Annotated in this window: 14 protein-coding genes and 3 rRNA genes; 12 read left to right on the top strand and 5 right to left on the bottom strand. The window is 66.2% G+C overall.

Annotated elements, in window-relative coordinates:
- The first annotated feature begins 28 nt into the window (after window positions 1-28).
- Window positions 29-988, top strand: a complete 960-nt coding sequence (locus OH768_RS40435; RefSeq protein WP_406461321.1) for an SPFH domain-containing protein — start codon at window positions 29-31, stop codon at window positions 986-988.
- A 65-nt stretch (window positions 989-1,053) separates the two neighbouring features.
- Here the strand turns inward: OH768_RS40435 and OH768_RS40440 are convergent, their stop codons facing one another.
- The 3 genes from OH768_RS40440 to OH768_RS40450 all read right to left on the bottom strand — a co-directional run bounded on the left by OH768_RS40440 (window position 1,054) and on the right by OH768_RS40450 (window position 3,068).
- Window positions 1,054-1,560 (bottom strand): HNH endonuclease, encoded by a 507-nt coding sequence (locus tag OH768_RS40440; protein WP_019067385.1) that lies wholly within the window; start codon window positions 1,558-1,560, stop codon window positions 1,054-1,056.
- Window positions 1,561-1,705: 145 nt separating this feature from the next.
- On the bottom strand, window positions 1,706-2,245 hold the full coding sequence (locus tag OH768_RS40445) for a YbhB/YbcL family Raf kinase inhibitor-like protein (protein ID WP_406461323.1): 540 nt from the start codon (window positions 2,243-2,245) through the stop codon (window positions 1,706-1,708).
- A 40-nt stretch (window positions 2,246-2,285) separates the two neighbouring features.
- The gene (locus OH768_RS40450; RefSeq protein ID WP_406461325.1) at window positions 2,286-3,068 is read right to left on the bottom strand and encodes a sporulation protein; all 783 of its coding nucleotides are present in this window, start codon (window positions 3,066-3,068) and stop codon (window positions 2,286-2,288) included.
- 137 nt (window positions 3,069-3,205) lie between these two features.
- Between OH768_RS40450 and OH768_RS40455 the strand changes: the two genes are divergently transcribed.
- The 6 genes from OH768_RS40455 (at window position 3,206) to OH768_RS40480 (ending at window position 12,015) form a co-directional block, all read left to right on the top strand.
- Window positions 3,206-3,847: a DNA-3-methyladenine glycosylase gene (locus OH768_RS40455; RefSeq protein ID WP_406461327.1), complete on the top strand. Its 642-nt coding sequence runs from the start codon at window positions 3,206-3,208 to the stop codon at window positions 3,845-3,847.
- A 534-nt stretch (window positions 3,848-4,381) separates the two neighbouring features.
- Window positions 4,382-5,909 (top strand): 16S ribosomal RNA (locus OH768_RS40460).
- A 312-nt stretch (window positions 5,910-6,221) separates the two neighbouring features.
- Window positions 6,222-9,344 (top strand): 23S ribosomal RNA (locus OH768_RS40465).
- 106 nt (window positions 9,345-9,450) lie between these two features.
- A 5S ribosomal RNA gene (gene rrf / locus OH768_RS40470) occupies window positions 9,451-9,567 on the top strand.
- The 16S, 23S and 5S rRNA genes sit together here, the layout of an rRNA operon.
- A gap of 259 nt (window positions 9,568-9,826) precedes the next feature.
- Window positions 9,827-11,215: a hypothetical protein gene (locus OH768_RS40475; protein ID WP_406465845.1), complete on the top strand. Its 1,389-nt coding sequence runs from the start codon at window positions 9,827-9,829 to the stop codon at window positions 11,213-11,215.
- Window positions 11,152-12,015: a hypothetical protein gene (locus OH768_RS40480; protein ID WP_406465653.1), complete on the top strand. Its 864-nt coding sequence runs from the start codon at window positions 11,152-11,154 to the stop codon at window positions 12,013-12,015. The genes OH768_RS40475 and OH768_RS40480 overlap by 64 nt, the downstream gene beginning before the upstream one ends.
- 76 nt (window positions 12,016-12,091) lie before the next feature.
- On the opposite strand, the gene OH768_RS40485 is transcribed toward OH768_RS40480, so the two are convergent.
- A complete protein-coding gene (locus OH768_RS40485) occupies window positions 12,092-13,384 on the bottom strand; it encodes a DUF1015 family protein (protein WP_406461329.1) in 1,293 nt (430 codons plus the stop codon).
- Between the two features lie 72 nt (window positions 13,385-13,456).
- Between OH768_RS40485 and OH768_RS40490 the strand changes: the two genes are divergently transcribed.
- Genes OH768_RS40490 through OH768_RS40505 form a run of 4 tightly spaced genes read left to right on the top strand, consistent with a single transcriptional unit; the run spans window position 13,457 to window position 17,502 of the window.
- Window positions 13,457-14,485: an HAD hydrolase-like protein gene (locus OH768_RS40490; protein ID WP_406461331.1), complete on the top strand. Its 1,029-nt coding sequence runs from the start codon at window positions 13,457-13,459 to the stop codon at window positions 14,483-14,485.
- Window positions 14,486-14,534: 49 nt separating this feature from the next.
- Window positions 14,535-15,578, top strand: coding sequence for a FecCD family ABC transporter permease (locus OH768_RS40495; RefSeq protein WP_406461333.1), 1,044 nt, complete (start codon window positions 14,535-14,537; stop codon window positions 15,576-15,578).
- 26 nt (window positions 15,579-15,604) lie between these two features.
- Window positions 15,605-16,630, top strand: a complete 1,026-nt coding sequence (locus OH768_RS40500) for a FecCD family ABC transporter permease (protein ID WP_406461335.1) — start codon at window positions 15,605-15,607, stop codon at window positions 16,628-16,630.
- Complete coding sequence (locus OH768_RS40505) at window positions 16,627-17,502, top strand: ABC transporter ATP-binding protein (protein WP_406461337.1); 876 nt, start codon at window positions 16,627-16,629, stop codon at window positions 17,500-17,502. The genes OH768_RS40500 and OH768_RS40505 overlap by 4 nt, the downstream gene beginning before the upstream one ends.
- On the opposite strand, the gene OH768_RS40510 is transcribed toward OH768_RS40505, so the two are convergent.
- Window positions 17,486-17,833 carry an SCP2 sterol-binding domain-containing protein gene (locus OH768_RS40510; protein WP_406461339.1) on the bottom strand — a complete coding sequence of 116 codons (348 nt, stop codon included), beginning with the start codon at window positions 17,831-17,833 and terminating at the stop codon, window positions 17,486-17,488. The genes OH768_RS40505 and OH768_RS40510 overlap by 17 nt on opposite strands.
- A gap of 42 nt (window positions 17,834-17,875) precedes the next feature.
- Here OH768_RS40510 and OH768_RS40515 point away from each other — a divergent pair, with 42 nt between their 5' ends.
- The gene (locus OH768_RS40515; RefSeq protein ID WP_406461341.1) at window positions 17,876-18,169 is read left to right on the top strand and encodes a hypothetical protein; all 294 of its coding nucleotides are present in this window, start codon (window positions 17,876-17,878) and stop codon (window positions 18,167-18,169) included.
- Window positions 18,170-18,173 lie beyond the last annotated feature (4 nt).

The following is an 18,173-nucleotide window of genomic DNA, read 5'->3' on the forward strand; positions in this document are numbered from 1 at the left end:
CGAGGCGGAGAAGGGTACGGGGAGCACGATGGAACCGGTCATCATCGTCTTGATCATCCTGGTGGTGTTGGTCTTCATCGCTTTGATCAAGACGATCCAGGTCATCCCGCAGGCAAGTGCCGCGATCGTGGAGCGGTTCGGCCGCTACACGCGGACACTCAACGCGGGACTCAACATCGTCGTCCCGTTCATAGACACGATCCGCAACCGCATCGACCTGCGAGAACAGGTCGTACCGTTCCCGCCGCAGCCGGTGATCACCCAGGACAACCTGGTCGTCAACATCGACACGGTCATCTACTACCAGGTGACGGACGCGCGGGCCGCGACCTATGAAGTGGCCAGCTACATCCAGGCAATTGAGCAGCTCACGGTCACCACGCTCCGCAACATCATCGGCGGCATGGACCTGGAGCGGACCCTGACCTCCCGCGAGGAGATCAACGCGGCCCTGCGCGGAGTCCTCGACGAGGCGACGGGCAAGTGGGGCATCCGCGTGAACCGCGTCGAACTCAAGGCGATCGAGCCCCCCACCTCCATCCAGGACTCGATGGAGAAGCAGATGCGCGCCGACCGTGACAAGCGCGCCGCGATCCTCACCGCGGAAGGCACCCGCCAGGCCGCCATCCTCACCGCCGAGGGCGAGAAGCAGTCCCAGATCCTGCGCGCCGAAGGTGAGGCCAAGGCGGCCGCCCTGCGCGCCGAGGGCGAGGCCCAGGCCGTCCGTACGGTATTCGAGGCCATCCACGCCGGAGACGCCGACCAGAAGCTCCTGAGCTACCAGTACCTCCAGATGCTCCCGAAGATCGCCGAAGGCGACGCCAACAAGCTCTGGATCGTCCCCAGCGAAATCGGCGACGCCCTCAAGGGCCTCTCCGGCGCCATGGGCAACATGGGCCCGTTCGGCGGCGGTTCGAGCAACGACGGAGGCAACTCCGGCAACTCGGGCGGCAATTCGGAACGCCGAGAGAAGCCGTCCATCGACTGACAGGCCTGTTCTACGACACTGGGGCCCACCTCGCAGGAGGTGGGCCCCAGTTCTGTTCACGTGCCCTACGCCGCCGGCTGCACCAGCCACTGCGGCAAGGCGTCGAAGTCCTCGGTCCCCAGCGCCAGCAGCATCGCATCGGCCGGCGTCGGCTCGAACGGCCGCCGCAGCAGGGGCATCCCCGCCTGCTCCGGAGTCCGGGCCGCCTTGCGGTGGTTGTCCTCCGCACACGAAGCCACCGTGTTCAGCCAGGAGTCCTGACCACCCTGCGCCCTCGGCACCACGTGGTCCACCGTCGTCGCCCGCCTGCCGCAGTACGCGCACCTGTGCCGGTCCCGGACCAGCACACCCCGCCTCGACCAAGGAGCTTGTCTTCGGAACGGCACCCTGACGTACCTGCACAGCCGGATCACCCGGGGCGCCGGTATGTCGACCTCGGCTCCGCGCATACGCAGTTCGGGGTGGGCCTGCTCGACGACAGCCTTGTCCTGCAGCACCAGAACGACGGCTCGATTCAACGACACCGTCGACAGCGGCTCGAAGCTCGCGTTCAGCACCAGCGTGTCCCGCATCCAGCCCACCTCCCATGTGCAACCGGCCCACCGGGTGGCGGGCTTGGATCAACTCTGGCCGGGCACGCCGAGATGGACAACGCAATAAAAAATGCCCGCCCCTGATCAATTCCAAGACCAGAGGCGGGCAAACGTTCAATGAACGTCAGTCTTCCGTCGGCGCTTCGTACTCACCGATCAACTGGGCACGTGCCAGAGCGTGAAACCGCAGGTTGAAACCGACGACCGCCGGAGAAACGTCCGAGTCCGGACCGAGCTTCTCCGTGTCCACGGCGTACACCGTGAACACATAACGGTGCGACCCGTCCCCGGGCGGCGGCGCGGCACCGCCGAAGTCCTTCGACCCGTAGTCGTTCCGCACCTGTACGGCGCCCTCCGGCAGCCCCTCGAACTTGCCGCTGCCCGCACCCGCAGGCAGCTCGGTCACCGAGGCCGGGATGTCGAACACCGTCCAGTGCCAGAACCCGCTCCCCGTAGGGGCGTCCGGGTCGTAGCAGGTCACGGCGAAACTCTTGGTCTCGGGCGGGAAGCCCTCCCACCGCAGCTGCGGCGAGGTGTTGCCGGCCGCGTAGACCTGAGCGTCCTTGAGCGTCGCCCCGGGCTCGACGTCCTCACTCGTCACCGTGAACGACGGCACGGGCAGATGGAAGTCATGGGGGAGCGGCCGCCGCTTGAGCTCGGTCACCTCGGTACCTCCTGATCGGTTTCTTCAGTGGACACCGAGCCTAGAACCAGTTGCGCTTGCTGCCGACCTCGGACAGCCACTGATTGAGGTACGCCGCCCAGTCCGTCCCGTGGAAGTCGCGCTGACCCACCTGGAAGGACCGGAAGGTGTCACTGCCCTCGCTGAACAGTCCCGGCTTCTTGTCCATCTCCAGGATGACGTCCATCGCGTTCTCATCGGCCACGAAGCTCAGCTCGACCTGGTTCAGCCCCCGGTACTGCGACGGCGGGAAGAACTCGATCTCCTGATAGAACGGCAGCTTCTGCCGGGTCCCCCGGATGTGACCGCGCTCCATGTCCGCGGTCTTGAACCGGAAGCCCAGCTGGATGAAGGCGTCCAGGATCGCCTTCTGCGCGGGCAGCGGGTGCACGTTGACCGGGTCCAGGTCACTGGAGTCCACGGCCCGCGCGATCGCCAGCTCGGTGCTCACCCCGATGTGCATCCCGCGCAGCGCCTGACCGTCGATCATCGTGACCGGCGTCTCCCAGGGGATCTCCAGACCGAACGGCACGGTGTGCGCGGTCCCCGCCTGCAACTCGAAGGCACCGCCCAGCCGCACCTTCGTGAACTCGATGTCCTGCTTGTACTCCTGGTCGCCGCTCTCGACCTCGACCTTGGCCTGCAGTCCGACCGAGAGCCCCTGGATCTCCTGGTTCACGGACCCGCCCTGGATCCGTACCTCGCCCTGGACCACACCACCAGGAACGACGTTGACCTCGGTCAGCACCGTCTCCACCGAAGCCCCGCCGGCCCCCAGGCTCGCGAGCAGCTTCTTGAACGCCATGACTCTCCCTTTACGAATGGACCCTTGATCCCTACAAACGCGATCCGACCGCGACCGGTTCCGCGCCACACCCTGGCAAGCGGACCGAACCTTGACCACCCCTTGGCACAAGCGCGTCTGGACTACGCTCGGACGCCATGATCGCGCCCCCGGACCGTAAGCCACTCCCCAGAGAGTTCTTCGACCGCCCCGTACTGGACGTCGCCGCCGACGTCCTGGGCCGCCTCCTCGTGCGTACGACCCCCGACGGTCCGATCGTCCTGCGCATCACAGAGGTCGAGGCCTACGACGGCGGAAACGACCCCGCCTCCCACGCCTATCGCGGCCCGACCGCGCGCAACGGCGTGATGTTCGGTCCACCCGGGTACGTGTACGTCTACTTCACCTACGGCATGTGGCACTGCATGAACCTGGTGTGCGGTCCCGAGGGCACGGCGAGGGCGGTCCTGCTCCGCGCCGGCGAGATCGTCGAGGGCGCCGGGCTGGCCCGCAAACGTCGACTCTCGGCCCGAAATGACAAAGAACTGGCCAAAGGCCCCGCCCGCCTGGCCACCGCCCTGGACGTCGGCCGCTCCCTGGACGGCACGGACGCGTGCACCACGGGCGAGACACCCTTGAGGATGCTGGCCGGTACACCCGTGGCTTCCCATCAGGTAAGCAACGGTCCGCGCACCGGAGTCTCGGGCGAGGGCGCGGTCCACCCCTGGCGCTTCTGGATCACCAACGACCCTACGGTGAGCCCTTATCGGGCTCATACGCCGAGGCGTCGGTCAAGTTGACGCGCCTAGGCAGGGTGCGTAACGTAGCCCAAGCCGCTTGACCCGGGTACGGCGTTCGCCTGCAGCCGGAAGCGGCCAACCCACTACCTACGACTCCCTCTCAGCAGGGGCGCGTTCAGCATGCCCGCATGCCTGAATTCGAACCTGCGGAACTCGATTATGAGCTGGCGAGGGAATCGGCTAACGTAGTGAATGTCGAAAGGCCGACAGGCGAAAGCCCAAAGCGTTTGACAATCCCAACCGACAGGGAATCGGGACCGGAAACGGTCTGATAGAGTCGGAAACGCAAGACCGAAGGGAAAAGCCCGGAGGAAAGCCCGAGAGGGTGAGTACAAAGGAAGCGTCCGTTCCTTGAGAACTCAACAGCGTGCCAAAAATCAACGCCAGATATGTTGATACCCCGTCTCCGGCCGTCATCTGATGGTTGGGGCGAGGTTCCTTTGAAGAAAACATACAGCGAGGACGCTGTGAACGATCATCTTATTCCGGTGGTTGTTCCGCTCTCGTGTGTGTGCACCCGATTACGGGTAAACATTCACGGAGAGTTTGATCCTGGCTCAGGACGAACGCTGGCGGCGTGCTTAACACATGCAAGTCGAACGATGAACCACTTCGGTGGGGATTAGTGGCGAACGGGTGAGTAACACGTGGGCAATCTGCCCTGCACTCTGGGACAAGCCCTGGAAACGGGGTCTAATACCGGATGATACTCCCGCACTCATGTGTGGGTGTTGAAAGCTCCGGCGGTGCAGGATGAGCCCGCGGCCTATCAGCTTGTTGGTGAGGTAATGGCTCACCAAGGCGACGACGGGTAGCCGGCCTGAGAGGGCGACCGGCCACACTGGGACTGAGACACGGCCCAGACTCCTACGGGAGGCAGCAGTGGGGAATATTGCACAATGGGCGAAAGCCTGATGCAGCGACGCCGCGTGAGGGATGACGGCCTTCGGGTTGTAAACCTCTTTCAGCAGGGAAGAAGCGCAAGTGACGGTACCTGCAGAAGAAGCGCCGGCTAACTACGTGCCAGCAGCCGCGGTAATACGTAGGGCGCAAGCGTTGTCCGGAATTATTGGGCGTAAAGAGCTCGTAGGCGGCTTGTCACGTCGGGTGTGAAAGCCCGGGGCTTAACCCCGGGTCTGCATTCGATACGGGCTAGCTAGAGTGTGGTAGGGGAGATCGGAATTCCTGGTGTAGCGGTGAAATGCGCAGATATCAGGAGGAACACCGGTGGCGAAGGCGGATCTCTGGGCCATTACTGACGCTGAGGAGCGAAAGCGTGGGGAGCGAACAGGATTAGATACCCTGGTAGTCCACGCCGTAAACGGTGGGAACTAGGTGTTGGCGACATTCCACGTCGTCGGTGCCGCAGCTAACGCATTAAGTTCCCCGCCTGGGGAGTACGGCCGCAAGGCTAAAACTCAAAGGAATTGACGGGGGCCCGCACAAGCAGCGGAGCATGTGGCTTAATTCGACGCAACGCGAAGAACCTTACCAAGGCTTGACATACACCGGAAAGCATTAGAGATAGTGCCCCCCTTGTGGTCGGTGTACAGGTGGTGCATGGCTGTCGTCAGCTCGTGTCGTGAGATGTTGGGTTAAGTCCCGCAACGAGCGCAACCCTTGTCCTGTGTTGCCAGCGTGCCCTTTGGGGTGACGGGGACTCACAGGAGACCGCCGGGGTCAACTCGGAGGAAGGTGGGGACGACGTCAAGTCATCATGCCCCTTATGTCTTGGGCTGCACACGTGCTACAATGGCCGGTACAATGAGCTGCGATACCGTGAGGTGGAGCGAATCTCAAAAAGCCGGTCTCAGTTCGGATTGGGGTCTGCAACTCGACCCCATGAAGTCGGAGTTGCTAGTAATCGCAGATCAGCATTGCTGCGGTGAATACGTTCCCGGGCCTTGTACACACCGCCCGTCACGTCACGAAAGTCGGTAACACCCGAAGCCGGTGGCCCAACCCCCTTGTGGGGAGGGAGCTGTCGAAGGTGGGACTGGCGATTGGGACGAAGTCGTAACAAGGTAGCCGTACCGGAAGGTGCGGCTGGATCACCTCCTTTCTAAGGAGCACTTCTTACCGATCCCTCCGGGGTGAGGTCAGAGGCCAGTACATCGGCGAATGTCCGGTGCTGGTTGCTCAAGGGTGGAACGTTGATTATTCGGCACTCGTGACTGTCTTCTCCTTCCAGTACTGCTCTTCGGAGCGTGGAACGTCGAGGGAAGCAGCAGGAGTGCCGGGCACGCTGTTGGGTGTCTGAGGGTACGGCCGTGAGGCTGCCTTCAGTGCCGGCCCCAGTGAACTCCGGTGCAGACCGGGGGTGATGGGTGGTTGGTCGTTGTTTGAGAACTGCACAGTGGACGCGAGCATCTGTGGCCAAGTTTTTAAGGGCGCACGGTGGATGCCTTGGCACCAGGAACCGATGAAGGACGTGGGAGGCCACGATAGTCCCCGGGGAGTCGTCAACCAGGCTTTGATCCGGGGGTTTCCGAATGGGGAAACCCGGCAGTCGTCATGGGCTGTCACCCACTGCTGAACACATAGGCAGTGTGGAGGGAACGCGGGGAAGTGAAACATCTCAGTACCCGCAGGAAGAGAAAACAACCGTGATTCCGGGAGTAGTGGCGAGCGAAACCGGATGAGGCCAAACCGTATGCGTGTGAGACCCGGCAGGGGTTGCGTATACGGGGTTGTGGGATCTCTCTTCTGTCGTCTGCCGGCGACAGGACGAGTCAGAAACCGTTGATGTAGGCGAAGGACATGCGAAAGGTCCGGCGTAGAGGGTAAGACCCCCGTAGTCGAAACATTGACGGCTCGTTTGAGAGACACCCAAGTAGCACGGGGCCCGAGAAATCCCGTGTGAATCTGGCGGGACCACCCGCTAAGCCTAAATATTCCCTGGTGACCGATAGCGGATAGTACCGTGAGGGAATGGTGAAAAGTACCGCGGGAGCGGAGTGAAATAGTACCTGAAACCGTGTGCCTACAAGCCGTGGGAGCGTCGCGCATCGAGTTTACTCGGTGCGTCGTGACTGCGTGCCTTTTGAAGAATGAGCCTGCGAGTTTGCGGTGTGTTGCGAGGTTAACCCGTGTGGGGAAGCCGTAGCGAAAGCGAGTCCGAACAGGGCGGTATAGTAGCGCGCTCAAGACCCGAAGCGGAGTGATCTAGCCATGGGCAGGTTGAAGCGGCTGTAAGAGGTCGTGGAGGACCGAACCCACCAGGGTTGAAAACCTGGGGGATGACCTGTGGTTAGGGGTGAAAGGCCAATCAAACTCCGTGATAGCTGGTTCTCCCCGAAATGCATTTAGGTGCAGCGTCGTGTGTTTCTTGCCGGAGGTAGAGCACTGGATAGGCGATGGGCCCTACCGGGTTACTGACCTTAGCCAAACTCCGAATGCCGGTAAGTGAGAGCGCGGCAGTGAGACTGTGGGGGATAAGCTCCATGGTCGAGAGGGAAACAGCCCAGAGCATCGACTAAGGCCCCTAAGCGTACGCTAAGTGGGAAAGGATGTGGAGTCGCAGAGACAACCAGGAGGTTGGCTTAGAAGCAGCCACCCTTGAAAGAGTGCGTAATAGCTCACTGGTCTAGTGATTCCGCGCCGACAATGTAGCGGGGCTCAAGCGTACCGCCGAAGTCGTGTCATTCCAGCAATAGCCCCAACGGGTGCTGGGATGGGTAGGGGAGCGTCGTGTGCCGGGTGAAGCCGCAGCGGAAGCTAGTGGTGGACGGTTCACGAGTGAGAATGCAGGCATGAGTAGCGATACACACGTGAGAAACGTGTGCGCCGATTGACTAAGGGTTCCTGGGTCAAGCTGATCTGCCCAGGGTAAGTCGGGACCTAAGGCGAGGCCGACAGGCGTAGTCGATGGATAACCGGTTGATATTCCGGTACCCGCTGTGAAGCGTCAAACATCGAGCCCGTTGATGCTAAGGCCGTGAAGCCGTTCCGGACCCTTCGGGGAAGGGAAAGTGGTGGAGCCGCCGGCCCAAGACGGTAGTAGGTGAGTGATGGGGTGACGCAGGAAGGTAGTCCAGCCCGGGCGGTGGTTGTCCCGGGGTAAGGGTGTAGGACGAACGGCAGGCAAATCCGCCGTTCACATAGTCTGAGACCTGATGCCGAGCCGATTGTGGTGAAGTGGATGATCCTATGCTGTCGAGAAAAGCCTCTAGCGAGTTTCATGGCGGCCCGTACCCTAAACCGACTCAGGTGGTCAGGTAGAGAATACCGAGGCGTTCGGGTGAACTATGGTTAAGGAACTCGGCAAAATGCCCCCGTAACTTCGGGAGAAGGGGGGCCATCACCGGTGAGAGGACGTGCTCCTTGAGCTGGGGGTGGCCGCAGAGACCAGCGAGAAGCGACTGTTTACTAAAAACACAGGTCCGTGCGAAGCCGTAAGGCGATGTATACGGACTGACGCCTGCCCGGTGCTGGAACGTTAAGGGGACCGGTTAGTCCAACTTCGGTTGGGCGAAGCTGAGAACTTAAGCGCCAGTAAACGGCGGTGGTAACTATAACCATCCTAAGGTAGCGAAATTCCTTGTCGGGTAAGTTCCGACCTGCACGAATGGCGTAACGACTTCTCGACTGTCTCAACCATAGGCCCGGTGAAATTGCACTACGAGTAAAGATGCTCGTTTCGCGCAGCAGGACGGAAAGACCCCGGGACCTTTACTACAGTTTGATATTGGTGTTCGGTTCGGCTTGTGTAGGATAGCTGGGAGACTGTGAAGCTTGGACGCCAGTTCAGGTGGAGTCGTCGTTGAAATACCAGTCTGGTCGTGCTGGATGTCTAACCTGGGTCCGTGATCCGGATCAGGGACAGTGTCTGATGGGTAGTTTAACTGGGGCGGTTGCCTCCTAAAGAGTAACGGAGGCGCCCAAAGGTTCCCTCAGCCTGGTTGGCAATCAGGTGTTGAGTGTAAGTGCACAAGGGAGCTTGACTGTGAGACCGACGGGTCGAGCAGGGACGAAAGTCGGGACTAGTGATCCGGCGGTGGCTTGTGGAAGCGCCGTCGCTCAACGGATAAAAGGTACCCCGGGGATAACAGGCTGATCTTCCCCAAGAGTCCATATCGACGGGATGGTTTGGCACCTCGATGTCGGCTCGTCGCATCCTGGGGCTGGAGTCGGTCCCAAGGGTTGGGCTGTTCGCCCATTAAAGCGGTACGCGAGCTGGGTTTAGAACGTCGTGAGACAGTTCGGTCCCTATCCGCTGCGCGCGCAGGAACATTGAGAAGGGCTGTCCCTAGTACGAGAGGACCGGGACGGACGAACCTCTGGTGTGCCAGTTGTTCTGCCAAGGGCATGGCTGGTTGGCTACGTTCGGGAGGGATAACCGCTGAAAGCATCTAAGCGGGAAGCCTGCTTCGAGATGAGTGTTCCCACCCACTAGATGGGTTAAGGCTCCCAGTAGACGACTGGGTTGATAGGCCGGATCTGGAAGGCGGGTAACCGCTGGAGGTGACCGGTACTAATAGGCCGAGGGCTTGTCCTCAGTTGCTCGCGTCCACTGTGTTAGTTCTGAGACAACGAACAGTTGTCGGCTAGAGCTTGAACCACACAACAGAAAAGTGTGCTTGTTCGCTCGAAACCATTAGGGTTTCGGTGGTCATAGCGTGAGGGAAACGCCCGGTTACATTTCGAACCCGGAAGCTAAGCCTTACAGCGCCGATGGTACTGCAGGGGGGACCCTGTGGGAGAGTAGGACGCCGCCGAACAATATTTGGAGGACCCCTGGTCCCAGCGTTCACGCTGGGACCAGGGGTCCTTTTCTTTTTCTTGTTTTGAGCACAAGCACAGCCCGGAGCGCGCCGAGTACCTGGCTGCGCGAGAATGACTTGCGGTACCGAAGACAGGAGTCACCGATGTCCACCAACTCTCCCGAGGACCGACCGGAGCGCGACGAGCGGCGACGGGACAGTGGTGACCGCGGCGACCGTGGCGGGTACCGCGGAGGCCCGAGCCGTAGCAACGATCGTGGCAACGACAACCGTGGCGGCGCCCCCCGTCGTGACGACCGTGGCGGCAGCGGTGGCGGCGATCGTGGTGGGTTCCGTGGGCGTGACGACCGTTCCGCCGGCCCGCGTCGCGATGACCGTTCTGCGGCTCCGCGTCGTGACGACCGGCCCGCCGGTCCTCGCCGTGATGACCGTGGCGGCGAGCGCGGAGGGCGTCCCGGTGGTTTCCGGCGTGACGACAACCGTGGTGAGCGGCCCCCGTTCCGGCGTGACGACCGCAGCGACAACCGGGGCGGCGATCGTCGCGATGACAACCGTGGCGATCGCGGTGGCTTCCGGCGTGATGACAGCCGAGGTGAGCGTCCGCCCTTCCGACGGGACGACAACCGCGGTGGCGGTGGCGGTTTCCGGCGTGACGACAGCCGCGGTGAGCGTCCGCCGTTCCGGCGCGACGACCGTGACAACAGGGGTGAGCGTCCGGCCTTCCGGCGCGACGACGACCGCGGTGACCGCGGCAGCTACCCCCGCCGCGACGACCGTGGCGGCAGCGGTGGCGGCGATCGTGGTGGGTTCCGTGGGCGTGACGACCGTTCCGCCGGCCCGCGTCGCGATGACCGTTTTGCGGCTCCGCGCCGCGACGACCGGCCCGCCGGTCCTCGCCGTGATGACCGTGGCGGCGAGCGCGGTGGACGTCCCGGTGGTTTCCGGCGTGACGACAACCGTGGTGAGCGGCCCCCGTTCCGGCGTGACGACCGCAGCGACAACCGAAGTGACAACCGGGGCGGCGAGCGTCCGCCCTTCCGGCGTGATGACCGTAGGGACGACCGCCGTGACGGTGACCGTCCCGCTTTCCGGCGGGATGACGACCGCGGTGACCGTGGCAGCTACCCCCGCCGCGACGACCGTCCGGCCGGTCCCCGTCGTGATGACAGCCGCGGTGAGCGTCCGCCCTTCCGACGGGACGACAACCGCGGTGAGCGTCCGCCGTTCCGTCGGGACGACCGAGACAACAGGGGTGAGCGTCCGGCCTTCCGGCGTGACGACGACCGTGGTGAGCGCGGCAGTTACCCCCGCCGCGACGACCGTTCCGCCGGCCCGCGCCGCGACGACCGTCCGGCCGGTCCTCGCCGTGATGACCGTGGCGGCGAGCGCGGAGGGCGTCCCGGTGGTTTCCGGCGCGATGACAGCCGTAGTGACCGTCCCGCGTTCCGGCGTGACGACGACCGCGGTGGTTACCCCCGCCGTGACGACCGGCGGGACGACCGTCGGGGCGATGACCGGCGCGGTGGCGGCCGGTTCCGGGACGACCGGGAGCGTGACCGCGACCGTGAGCCGATCAAGCGGCTGCCGATCCCCGAGGACGTCACGGGCGATGAGATCGACAAGGACGTACGCCAGGAACTGCTGAGCCTGCCGAAGGGGCTCGCGGAGGACGTGTCGAAGAACCTGGTGATGGTCGCCCGGCTCATCGACGAGGACCCCGAGGGCGCCTACGCCTACTCCAAGATCGCCCTGCGGCTGGCGTCGCGCGTCGCCGCCGTACGTGAGGCGGCCGGGTTCGCCGCGTACGCGAACCAGAAGTACAGCGAGGCGCTGGCCGAGTTCCGGGCCGCGCGGCGGATGACCGGCAGCGTGGATCTGTGGCCCGTGATGGCCGACTGCGAGCGTGGGCTCGGGCGGCCGGAGAAGGCGCTGGAGATGGCCGGGGCCCCCGAGGTGCACAAGCTCGACAAGGCCGGGCAGGTGGAGATGCGGCTCGTCGCGGCCGGCGCCCGGCGTGACATGGACCAGCTCGACGCGGCCATCGTCACGTTGCAGAGCCCCGAGCTGGCCTCGAACACCGTGCAGCCGTGGACCGCGCGACTGCGGTACGCCTACGCCGACGCCCTGCTCGCCGCCGGACGTGAGGACGAGGCACGGGAGTGGTTCGCCAAGGCCGTGGAGTCCGACAAGGACGGCAGCACGGACGCGTCGGACAGGCTCGCCGAGATGGACGGTGTCGCGTTCGTCGACGCGTTCGTCGAGGACGAGGACGGCACTGACGTCGACTTTGAGATCGACGACGAGGTCGAGCCCCAGGCGGAGGCCTCCGTAGCCGACGAGGTGGATGTCGACGATGAAGATGACGACATCGAAGACGACGAAGACGACGAGGACGAGCCCGTGGCCGAGCCTACCGCCGAGGCCAAGGACGACGACAAGGACTGACGGCAACGCACGTCGGCAGTGACGAAAGGGCGGGACCCCGACACCGGGGTCCCGCCCTTTTCGTTTTTCCGGTGTCTCAGGGCGCCAGCGCGCGCAGCACCAGCCCCGACGCCGGCTTCGGGCCGAAGGACGTCGACTTGCGGGGCATGGTGACGCCCTGGCGGGCCAGGTCGCGTACGACCTCCTCGCGGACGGGGTGCATCAACACGGCCGTACCGCCGTCGCGTTCGGCCTTGCGGACGGTGGCGGCGGTGTCGTGGATGTAGGCGATGTGGGCCGGGTCGTCCTCGGGGATGAGCCAGACGTGGTCCAGGAGGGTGGCGTGCAGGACCGTGGCGTCCAGGGTGCGCCAGGCGGCGGGGCGGTCGGCGGGGATCGTACGGGCCAGGAGGTCAGGGTCCGGGTGGTCGACCAGGTGGAAGGCGCCGTCGCCGGCGAGAAGGAAGGCGTTGCCCGCGCAGGCCGCGTCGGCGAGGGCCTCCAGGGCTTCCGGGAGCGGCACTTCCAGGTGCTGGACGCGGAACAGGCCGTCGAGGGCGGCCAGGGCGTCGGCGACCGGGACGCCGTGCAGGAGGCGGTGGATCGCGCGGACGCGGAGCGGGTAGCGGGCGGTGTCCACGAGGAGGACGAGGCCGTAGTCCCAGGGACTGGGGGAGGGGTGCTCCGCGCGTAGACGTCGGTAGGTCGCCCAGCGGTGGTGGCCGTCGGCGATGAGGGCCTGGTGGCGGGCCAGGTCGGTCTGGATGCGGGCCAGTTCGGTGGGGTCGGTGACCGACCAGAGGCGGTGGCTGTAGCCGTCCTCCGTGGTCGTCGAGAGGAGCGGGGGGTGTTCGGCGACGCGCTCGACGACCGTGGTCGTGTCGGACGGTGAGCCGTTGCCCCGGTAGGTGAGGAGCAGGGGTTCGAGGTTGGCGGAGGTGGCCCGCATGAGGGCCGCGCGGTCCGCCACCACGTGCGGCATGACGTCCTCGTGCGGCAGGACCACGCCCTCCGACGGGTCCGTCAGGCGCAGGGCACCGATGACGCCGCGTTGCAACAGGCCGTTCCCGTCGTGTTGTTCGTAGACGTACAGGCCGGGCTCGGGGTCGGTGGTGAGGACTCCCTCGGAGAGCCAGCGGTGCAGGGTGTCGGCGGCCTGTTCGTTGCGGGCACTGGGGGTGACGGCCTGCGGGAGGATCAGCCGGACGATGTTGTGCGGGTCGGCGTCCTGGAGGTGGTGCAGACCGTCGGGGCGTACGACGACGTCGTACGGTGGGGACGTCACGGCGGCCAGGCTGCCGACCAGGTCGGGGTCGTAGCGAAGGCCTCGGAACGGGGTGAGTTCCAGGCCTCGGCGCTCCGTTGCTTCCGAGTGACCTGCGGTGTTCATCCCGGCATCGTACGTGTGTCAGTGGCGTGCGGGATGATCGGGTGAAAGCGATCGAACGAGGAGCGATGTGGAATGAGCCAGAGCGTCAGGACGAGTCCCGAGGGCAGTGGCCGGGCCCTGAGCGAGGCGTACGACACGGCGCTGCTCGACCTCGACGGGGTGGTGTACGCGGGGGGCAACGCGATCGCCCATGCCGTCGATTCGCTCGCCACCGCCCGCGCGGGCGGGATGCGGCTGGCCTACGTCACGAACAACGCGCTGCGGACGCCGGACGCGGTGGCCGAGCATCTCACCGAGCTGGGGATACCGACCGGGGCCGATGACGTCATCACCTCCGCGCAGGCCGTCGCCCGGCTGATCAGCGAGCAGGTGCCGGCGGGCTCCCGGGTGCTGGTGATCGGTGGGGAGGGGCTGCGGGTCGCGCTGCGCGAGCGCGGACTTGAGCCCGTCGACTCGGCAGAGGACGAGCCGGTGGCGGTCGTGCAGGGCTACGGCGGCCCGGACCTGGTGTGGTCCCGGTTCGCGGAGGCCTGTTACGCGATCGCGCGCGGGGTGCCGTGGTTCGCGTCCAACACCGACCTGACGATCCCGAGCGCGCGCGGCATCGCGCCGGGCAACGGCGCCGCGGTGGAGGTCGTACGGATAGCGACCGGGGCCGAGCCGCAGGTGGCGGGGAAGCCGTTGCCGCCGATGCACAAGGAGACGATCCTGCGGACGGGCGCGGAGCGGCCGTTGGTGGTGGGGGACCGGCTGGACACGGACATCGAGGGGGCGTTCAACGGGGAGGTCGACTCGCTGCTCGTCCTGACCGGCGTGACCGACGGCGCGCAGTTGCTCGCCGCGCCGCCGCAGCACCGGCCGACGTACGTCGACGCCGATCTGCGGGGCATGCTCACCGGGCAGCCCGAGGTCACCGGGGCGGGAGACGGCTTCCGGTGCGGGGGTTGGACCGCGACGGCGGGCCGCGACCGGCTGGAACTCGACGGTGAGGGTGAGCCCTTGGACGGGCTCCGGGCGCTCTGTGCGGCGGCCTGGACGGCGGCGGGGGACGGTTCCTGCGCGCTGGACGGGGAGAAGGCGCTGGCGCGACTGGGGTTGTGAGCCCGACTCGACCGTGAAGGGCTGCGCGAGGGTAGGCTAACCTAACCTCGTGTTGGTCGACAGTCCCCCAGAACAGCGCGCGGAGACCGCCCCCGCGTCCCCAACCCGACGGGCGCCACGGGTCCTTGGGCTCTTCGTCTCCGTGGCGCTCCTGCTGCTCGTCGCCCTGGCGAGTATCGCGATCGGCGCGAAATCGCTGCCGTTGGGGGATGTGTGGCACGGCCTGTTCCATGACACGGGGACGTACGCGGACATCGTGGTCGACGACCGCACCTCCCGTACGGTCCTCGGGCTGCTCGCCGGTGCCGCGCTCGGCCTCTCCGGAGCCGTCCTCCAGGCGCTCACCCGCAACCCGCTCGCGGACCCGGGGCTGCTCGGCATCAACGCCGGCGCCTCGGCCGCGGTCGTCACCGCCATCACGTATTTCGGTATCACCTCGCTGAGCGGCTACGTCTGGTTCGCCTTCGCGGGGGCGGCGGTGGTCGGGGCGCTGGTCTGGTTCCTGGGCGGCAGCCGGGGCGCCACCCCCGTGCGCCTCGCCCTCGCCGGCACCGCGATCAGCGCCGCGCTCTACGGCTATCTCCAGGCCGTCATGATCATGGACGACGCGGCGCTCTCCAAGATGCGCTTCTGGACGGTCGGTTCACTGGCCTCGGCCACCGGCTCGACCATCACCCAGGTCGCGCCGTTCCTCGCGGTCGGCACGGTCGTCTCGCTGCTGCTCGCCCGGCCGCTGAACGCGGTGGCGATGGGCGACGACACCGCCCGCGCCCTCGGCGCCAACCTCAACCGGACCCGGGCGCTCGCCATGCTCTCCGCGACCGTGCTGTGCGGGGCCGCCACCGCCGCCTGCGGTCCGATCGTGTTCGTCGGCCTGATGGTGCCGCATGCGGTGCGCTCCTTCACCGGTCCCGACCTGCGTTGGATCCTGCCGTACGCCACGATCCTGTCGCCCGTGCTGCTGCTCGGCGCCGACGTGCTCGGGCGGCTGATCGCGCGGCCTGCGGAGCTGCAGGTCGGTATCGTCACCGCGGTCATCGGCGGTCCGGTCTTCATCTTTCTCGTACGACGGCGGAGGACGGCCCAGCTGTGAAGGCCACTCGAACCCAAGCTCTCCGGATGCGGGCTGTACGGACCGGTGGCCTCTCCCTGCGCCTCGATCTCCGTGCCGTCACCGTCGTCGTCCTTCTCCTGGTCTGCGCGCTCGCCGCGAGTGTCGTGCTGATCGGCACCGGTGACTTCCCGATCCCGGCCGGTGACGTCCTCAAGACGCTGTTCGGGGGCGGTGACGCGGGCCAGGAGTTCATCGTCAACGAACTGCGGCTGCCCCGGGTTCTCGTCGGGCTGCTGGTCGGTGCCTCGCTCGGGCTCGGCGGTGCGCTGTTCCAGTCCATCTCCCGCAATCCGCTGGGCAGTCCGGACGTCCTCGGCCTCTCGCAGGGGGCGACGGCCGGGGCGCTCGTCATGATCGTGCTGTTCTCCGGCAGCGCGACCGCCGTCACCCTCGGGGCGCTCGTCGGCGGTCTGGTGACCGGGCTCGCCATCTATCTGCTCGCGTGGAAGCAGGGAGTGCACGGGTACCGGCTCGTCCTGGTCGGCATCGGCGTCTCCGCCGTCGTCACCGCGGTCAACGGCTATCTGCTCACCAAGGCCGACCTCGTCGACGCGGCCCGCGCGGTCGTGTGGATGACCGGCTCCCTCAACGGCCGTGACTGGACGCAGGTCTGGCCGCTGCTCGGCCTGTGCGCCGTGCTGCTGCCGCTCGTCCTCGCCAACGCCCGCAGGCTGCGGATGACGGAGATGGGCGACGACGTGTCGTACGCCCTCGGGGTGCGGGTCGAGCGCGTACGGCTGCTGCTGATGGTGGCCGCCGTGCTGCTCACCGCAGCCGCGACCGCCGCCGCCGGACCCGTCGGCTTCGTCGCCCTCACGGCGCCGCAGCTCGCCCGGCGGCTGACCCGGTCGCCGGGCCCGAACCTGGTGTCCTCGCTGTGCATGGGCGCCACCCTGCTGGTCACCGCCGACTGGGCCTCCCAACGGGCCTTCGGCGCCGACCAGTTGCCCGTGGGCGTGGTCACCGGAGTCCTCGGCGGGGTCTACCTGCTGTGGCTCCTGGTCACCGAGCGCAGGGCGGGCCGGATATGAGCAACCAGAACGGCCTCAGCAGCGGGCTGAACAACCGAAGGAGCACCGTGAACCGCCTGTCCGCCGAGAACGTCACCCTCGCCTACGACCAGCGCGTCATCGCACGCGAGCTGTCGGTGGAGATCCCCGACAACTCCTTCACGGTGATCGTCGGCCCCAACGCGTGCGGCAAGTCCACGCTGCTGCGGGCCCTGTCGCGGATGCTGAAGCCGAGCGAGGGCCGGGTGCTGCTCGACGGGCAGGTCATCCAGTCGATGCCGGCGAAGAAGGTCGCGCGCACCCTGGGCCTGCTCCCGCAGTCGTCCATCGCGCCCGACGGGATCACCGTCGGCGACCTCGTGGGCCGCGGCCGGTACCCGCACCAGGGCATCCTGCGCCAGTGGTCCCAGGAGGACGAGCGGGTCGTACAGGAGTCGATGGCGCAGACCGGGGTCGCCGAGCTGGCAGACCGCTATGTCGACGAACTGTCCGGCGGGCAGCGGCAACGCGTGTGGATAGCCATGGCGCTGGCCCAGCAGACGCCCCTGCTGCTGCTCGACGAGCCGACCACCTACCTGGACATCCAGCACCAGATCGACGTCCTCGACCTGTGCGCCGAGCTGCACGAGGAGCAGGGCCGCACGCTGGTCGCGGTGCTGCACGACCTCAACCACGCGGCCCGCTACGCCACCCACCTCATCGCGCTGCGGGAGGGCGCGGTCATCGCGGAGGGTGCGCCGAACGACATCGTCACGGCCGAGCTGGTCGAGGAGGTCTTCGGACTGCGCTGCCAGGTCATCGACGACCCGGAGACGGGGACGCCGCTGGTGGTGCCGGCGGCGCGCAAGGCACGCGCGCGTGCCGTCAGTACAGTCGTTACAGGAGCTTCCTGAGGCGGAACAGGTCGAACAGGTTGGCCTCCAGCTTCACCCGGCCCGAGCCCCAGGCCTTGGCGAAGTTCAGGCCGCCGTTGACCATGGCCACCAGGTCGTCGCCGGCCATGGTCAGCCTGATCTGGGCCTTCTCCGGCGGAAGGCCCTCCACGGTCTCGTCCACCACGATCCGGCCGTCGGCCAGCCGACCGACGAAGGTGACGTCGAGATCGGTGATCCGGCAGCTGACCGAACGGTCCATGGCCGCGGCGGCGCGGACATTCCCATCGGCCTGCTGCATGTTGTCCGAGAGCTTCTCGAGTGCGGCGCGGCACTCCTCGATCGTTGCCATCGTGATCGACGGTACCCCAGGCCTTCGGGGTAGCGTCTGGGCATGAGCGACTCAGTTCCCGAGGCCGCGGCAGGGACCGCGGCCGAGGCCGTACCGGAGGCGGAGCCCACCTGCGACCCCGCCGCCCCCGCCCCGCTGAACGTGGACCGCACCCCGAGCGGCGACGCCGACGTCGACGCCCAGCTCGGGCGGCTTGCCGACACCGACCACCTCGCCACGGACGGCCATGTCGAGGTGTACGAGGATGTACACCGGGGGCTGCGCGACGCGCTCACCGCGCTCGACGCCCGCCCGGGACCTCCGGTGCCCCCTTCGACGTATGGCGATAGGAGCTGAACCG

It is taken from the genome of Streptomyces sp. NBC_01622 (genome assembly GCF_045209635.1).
In the GTDB taxonomy this organism is placed as follows: Bacteria; Actinomycetota; Actinomycetes; order Streptomycetales; family Streptomycetaceae; genus Streptomyces.

Excerpts from the sequence above, each read along its gene's own strand:
- OH768_RS40500 (WP_406461335.1), top strand. The coding sequence starts at position 15,605 with ATGCGGGCTGTACGGACCGGTGGCCTCTCCCTGCGCCTCGATCTCCGT.
- OH768_RS40510 (WP_406461339.1), bottom strand. The coding sequence starts at position 17,833 with ATGGCAACGATCGAGGAGTGCCGCGCCGCACTCGAGAAGCTCTCGGAC.
- OH768_RS40505 (WP_406461337.1), top strand. The coding sequence starts at position 16,627 with ATGAGCAACCAGAACGGCCTCAGCAGCGGGCTGAACAACCGAAGGAGC.
- OH768_RS40485 (WP_406461329.1), bottom strand. The coding sequence starts at position 13,384 with ATGAACACCGCAGGTCACTCGGAAGCAACGGAGCGCCGAGGCCTGGAA.
- OH768_RS40455 (WP_406461327.1), top strand. The coding sequence starts at position 3,206 with ATGATCGCGCCCCCGGACCGTAAGCCACTCCCCAGAGAGTTCTTCGAC.
- OH768_RS40490 (WP_406461331.1), top strand. The coding sequence starts at position 13,457 with ATGAGCCAGAGCGTCAGGACGAGTCCCGAGGGCAGTGGCCGGGCCCTG.
- OH768_RS40440 (WP_019067385.1), bottom strand. The coding sequence starts at position 1,560 with ATGCGGGACACGCTGGTGCTGAACGCGAGCTTCGAGCCGCTGTCGACG.
- OH768_RS40435 (WP_406461321.1), top strand. The coding sequence starts at position 29 with ATGGAACCGGTCATCATCGTCTTGATCATCCTGGTGGTGTTGGTCTTC.
- OH768_RS40515 (WP_406461341.1), top strand. The coding sequence starts at position 17,876 with ATGAGCGACTCAGTTCCCGAGGCCGCGGCAGGGACCGCGGCCGAGGCC.
- OH768_RS40450 (WP_406461325.1), bottom strand. The coding sequence starts at position 3,068 with ATGGCGTTCAAGAAGCTGCTCGCGAGCCTGGGGGCCGGCGGGGCTTCG.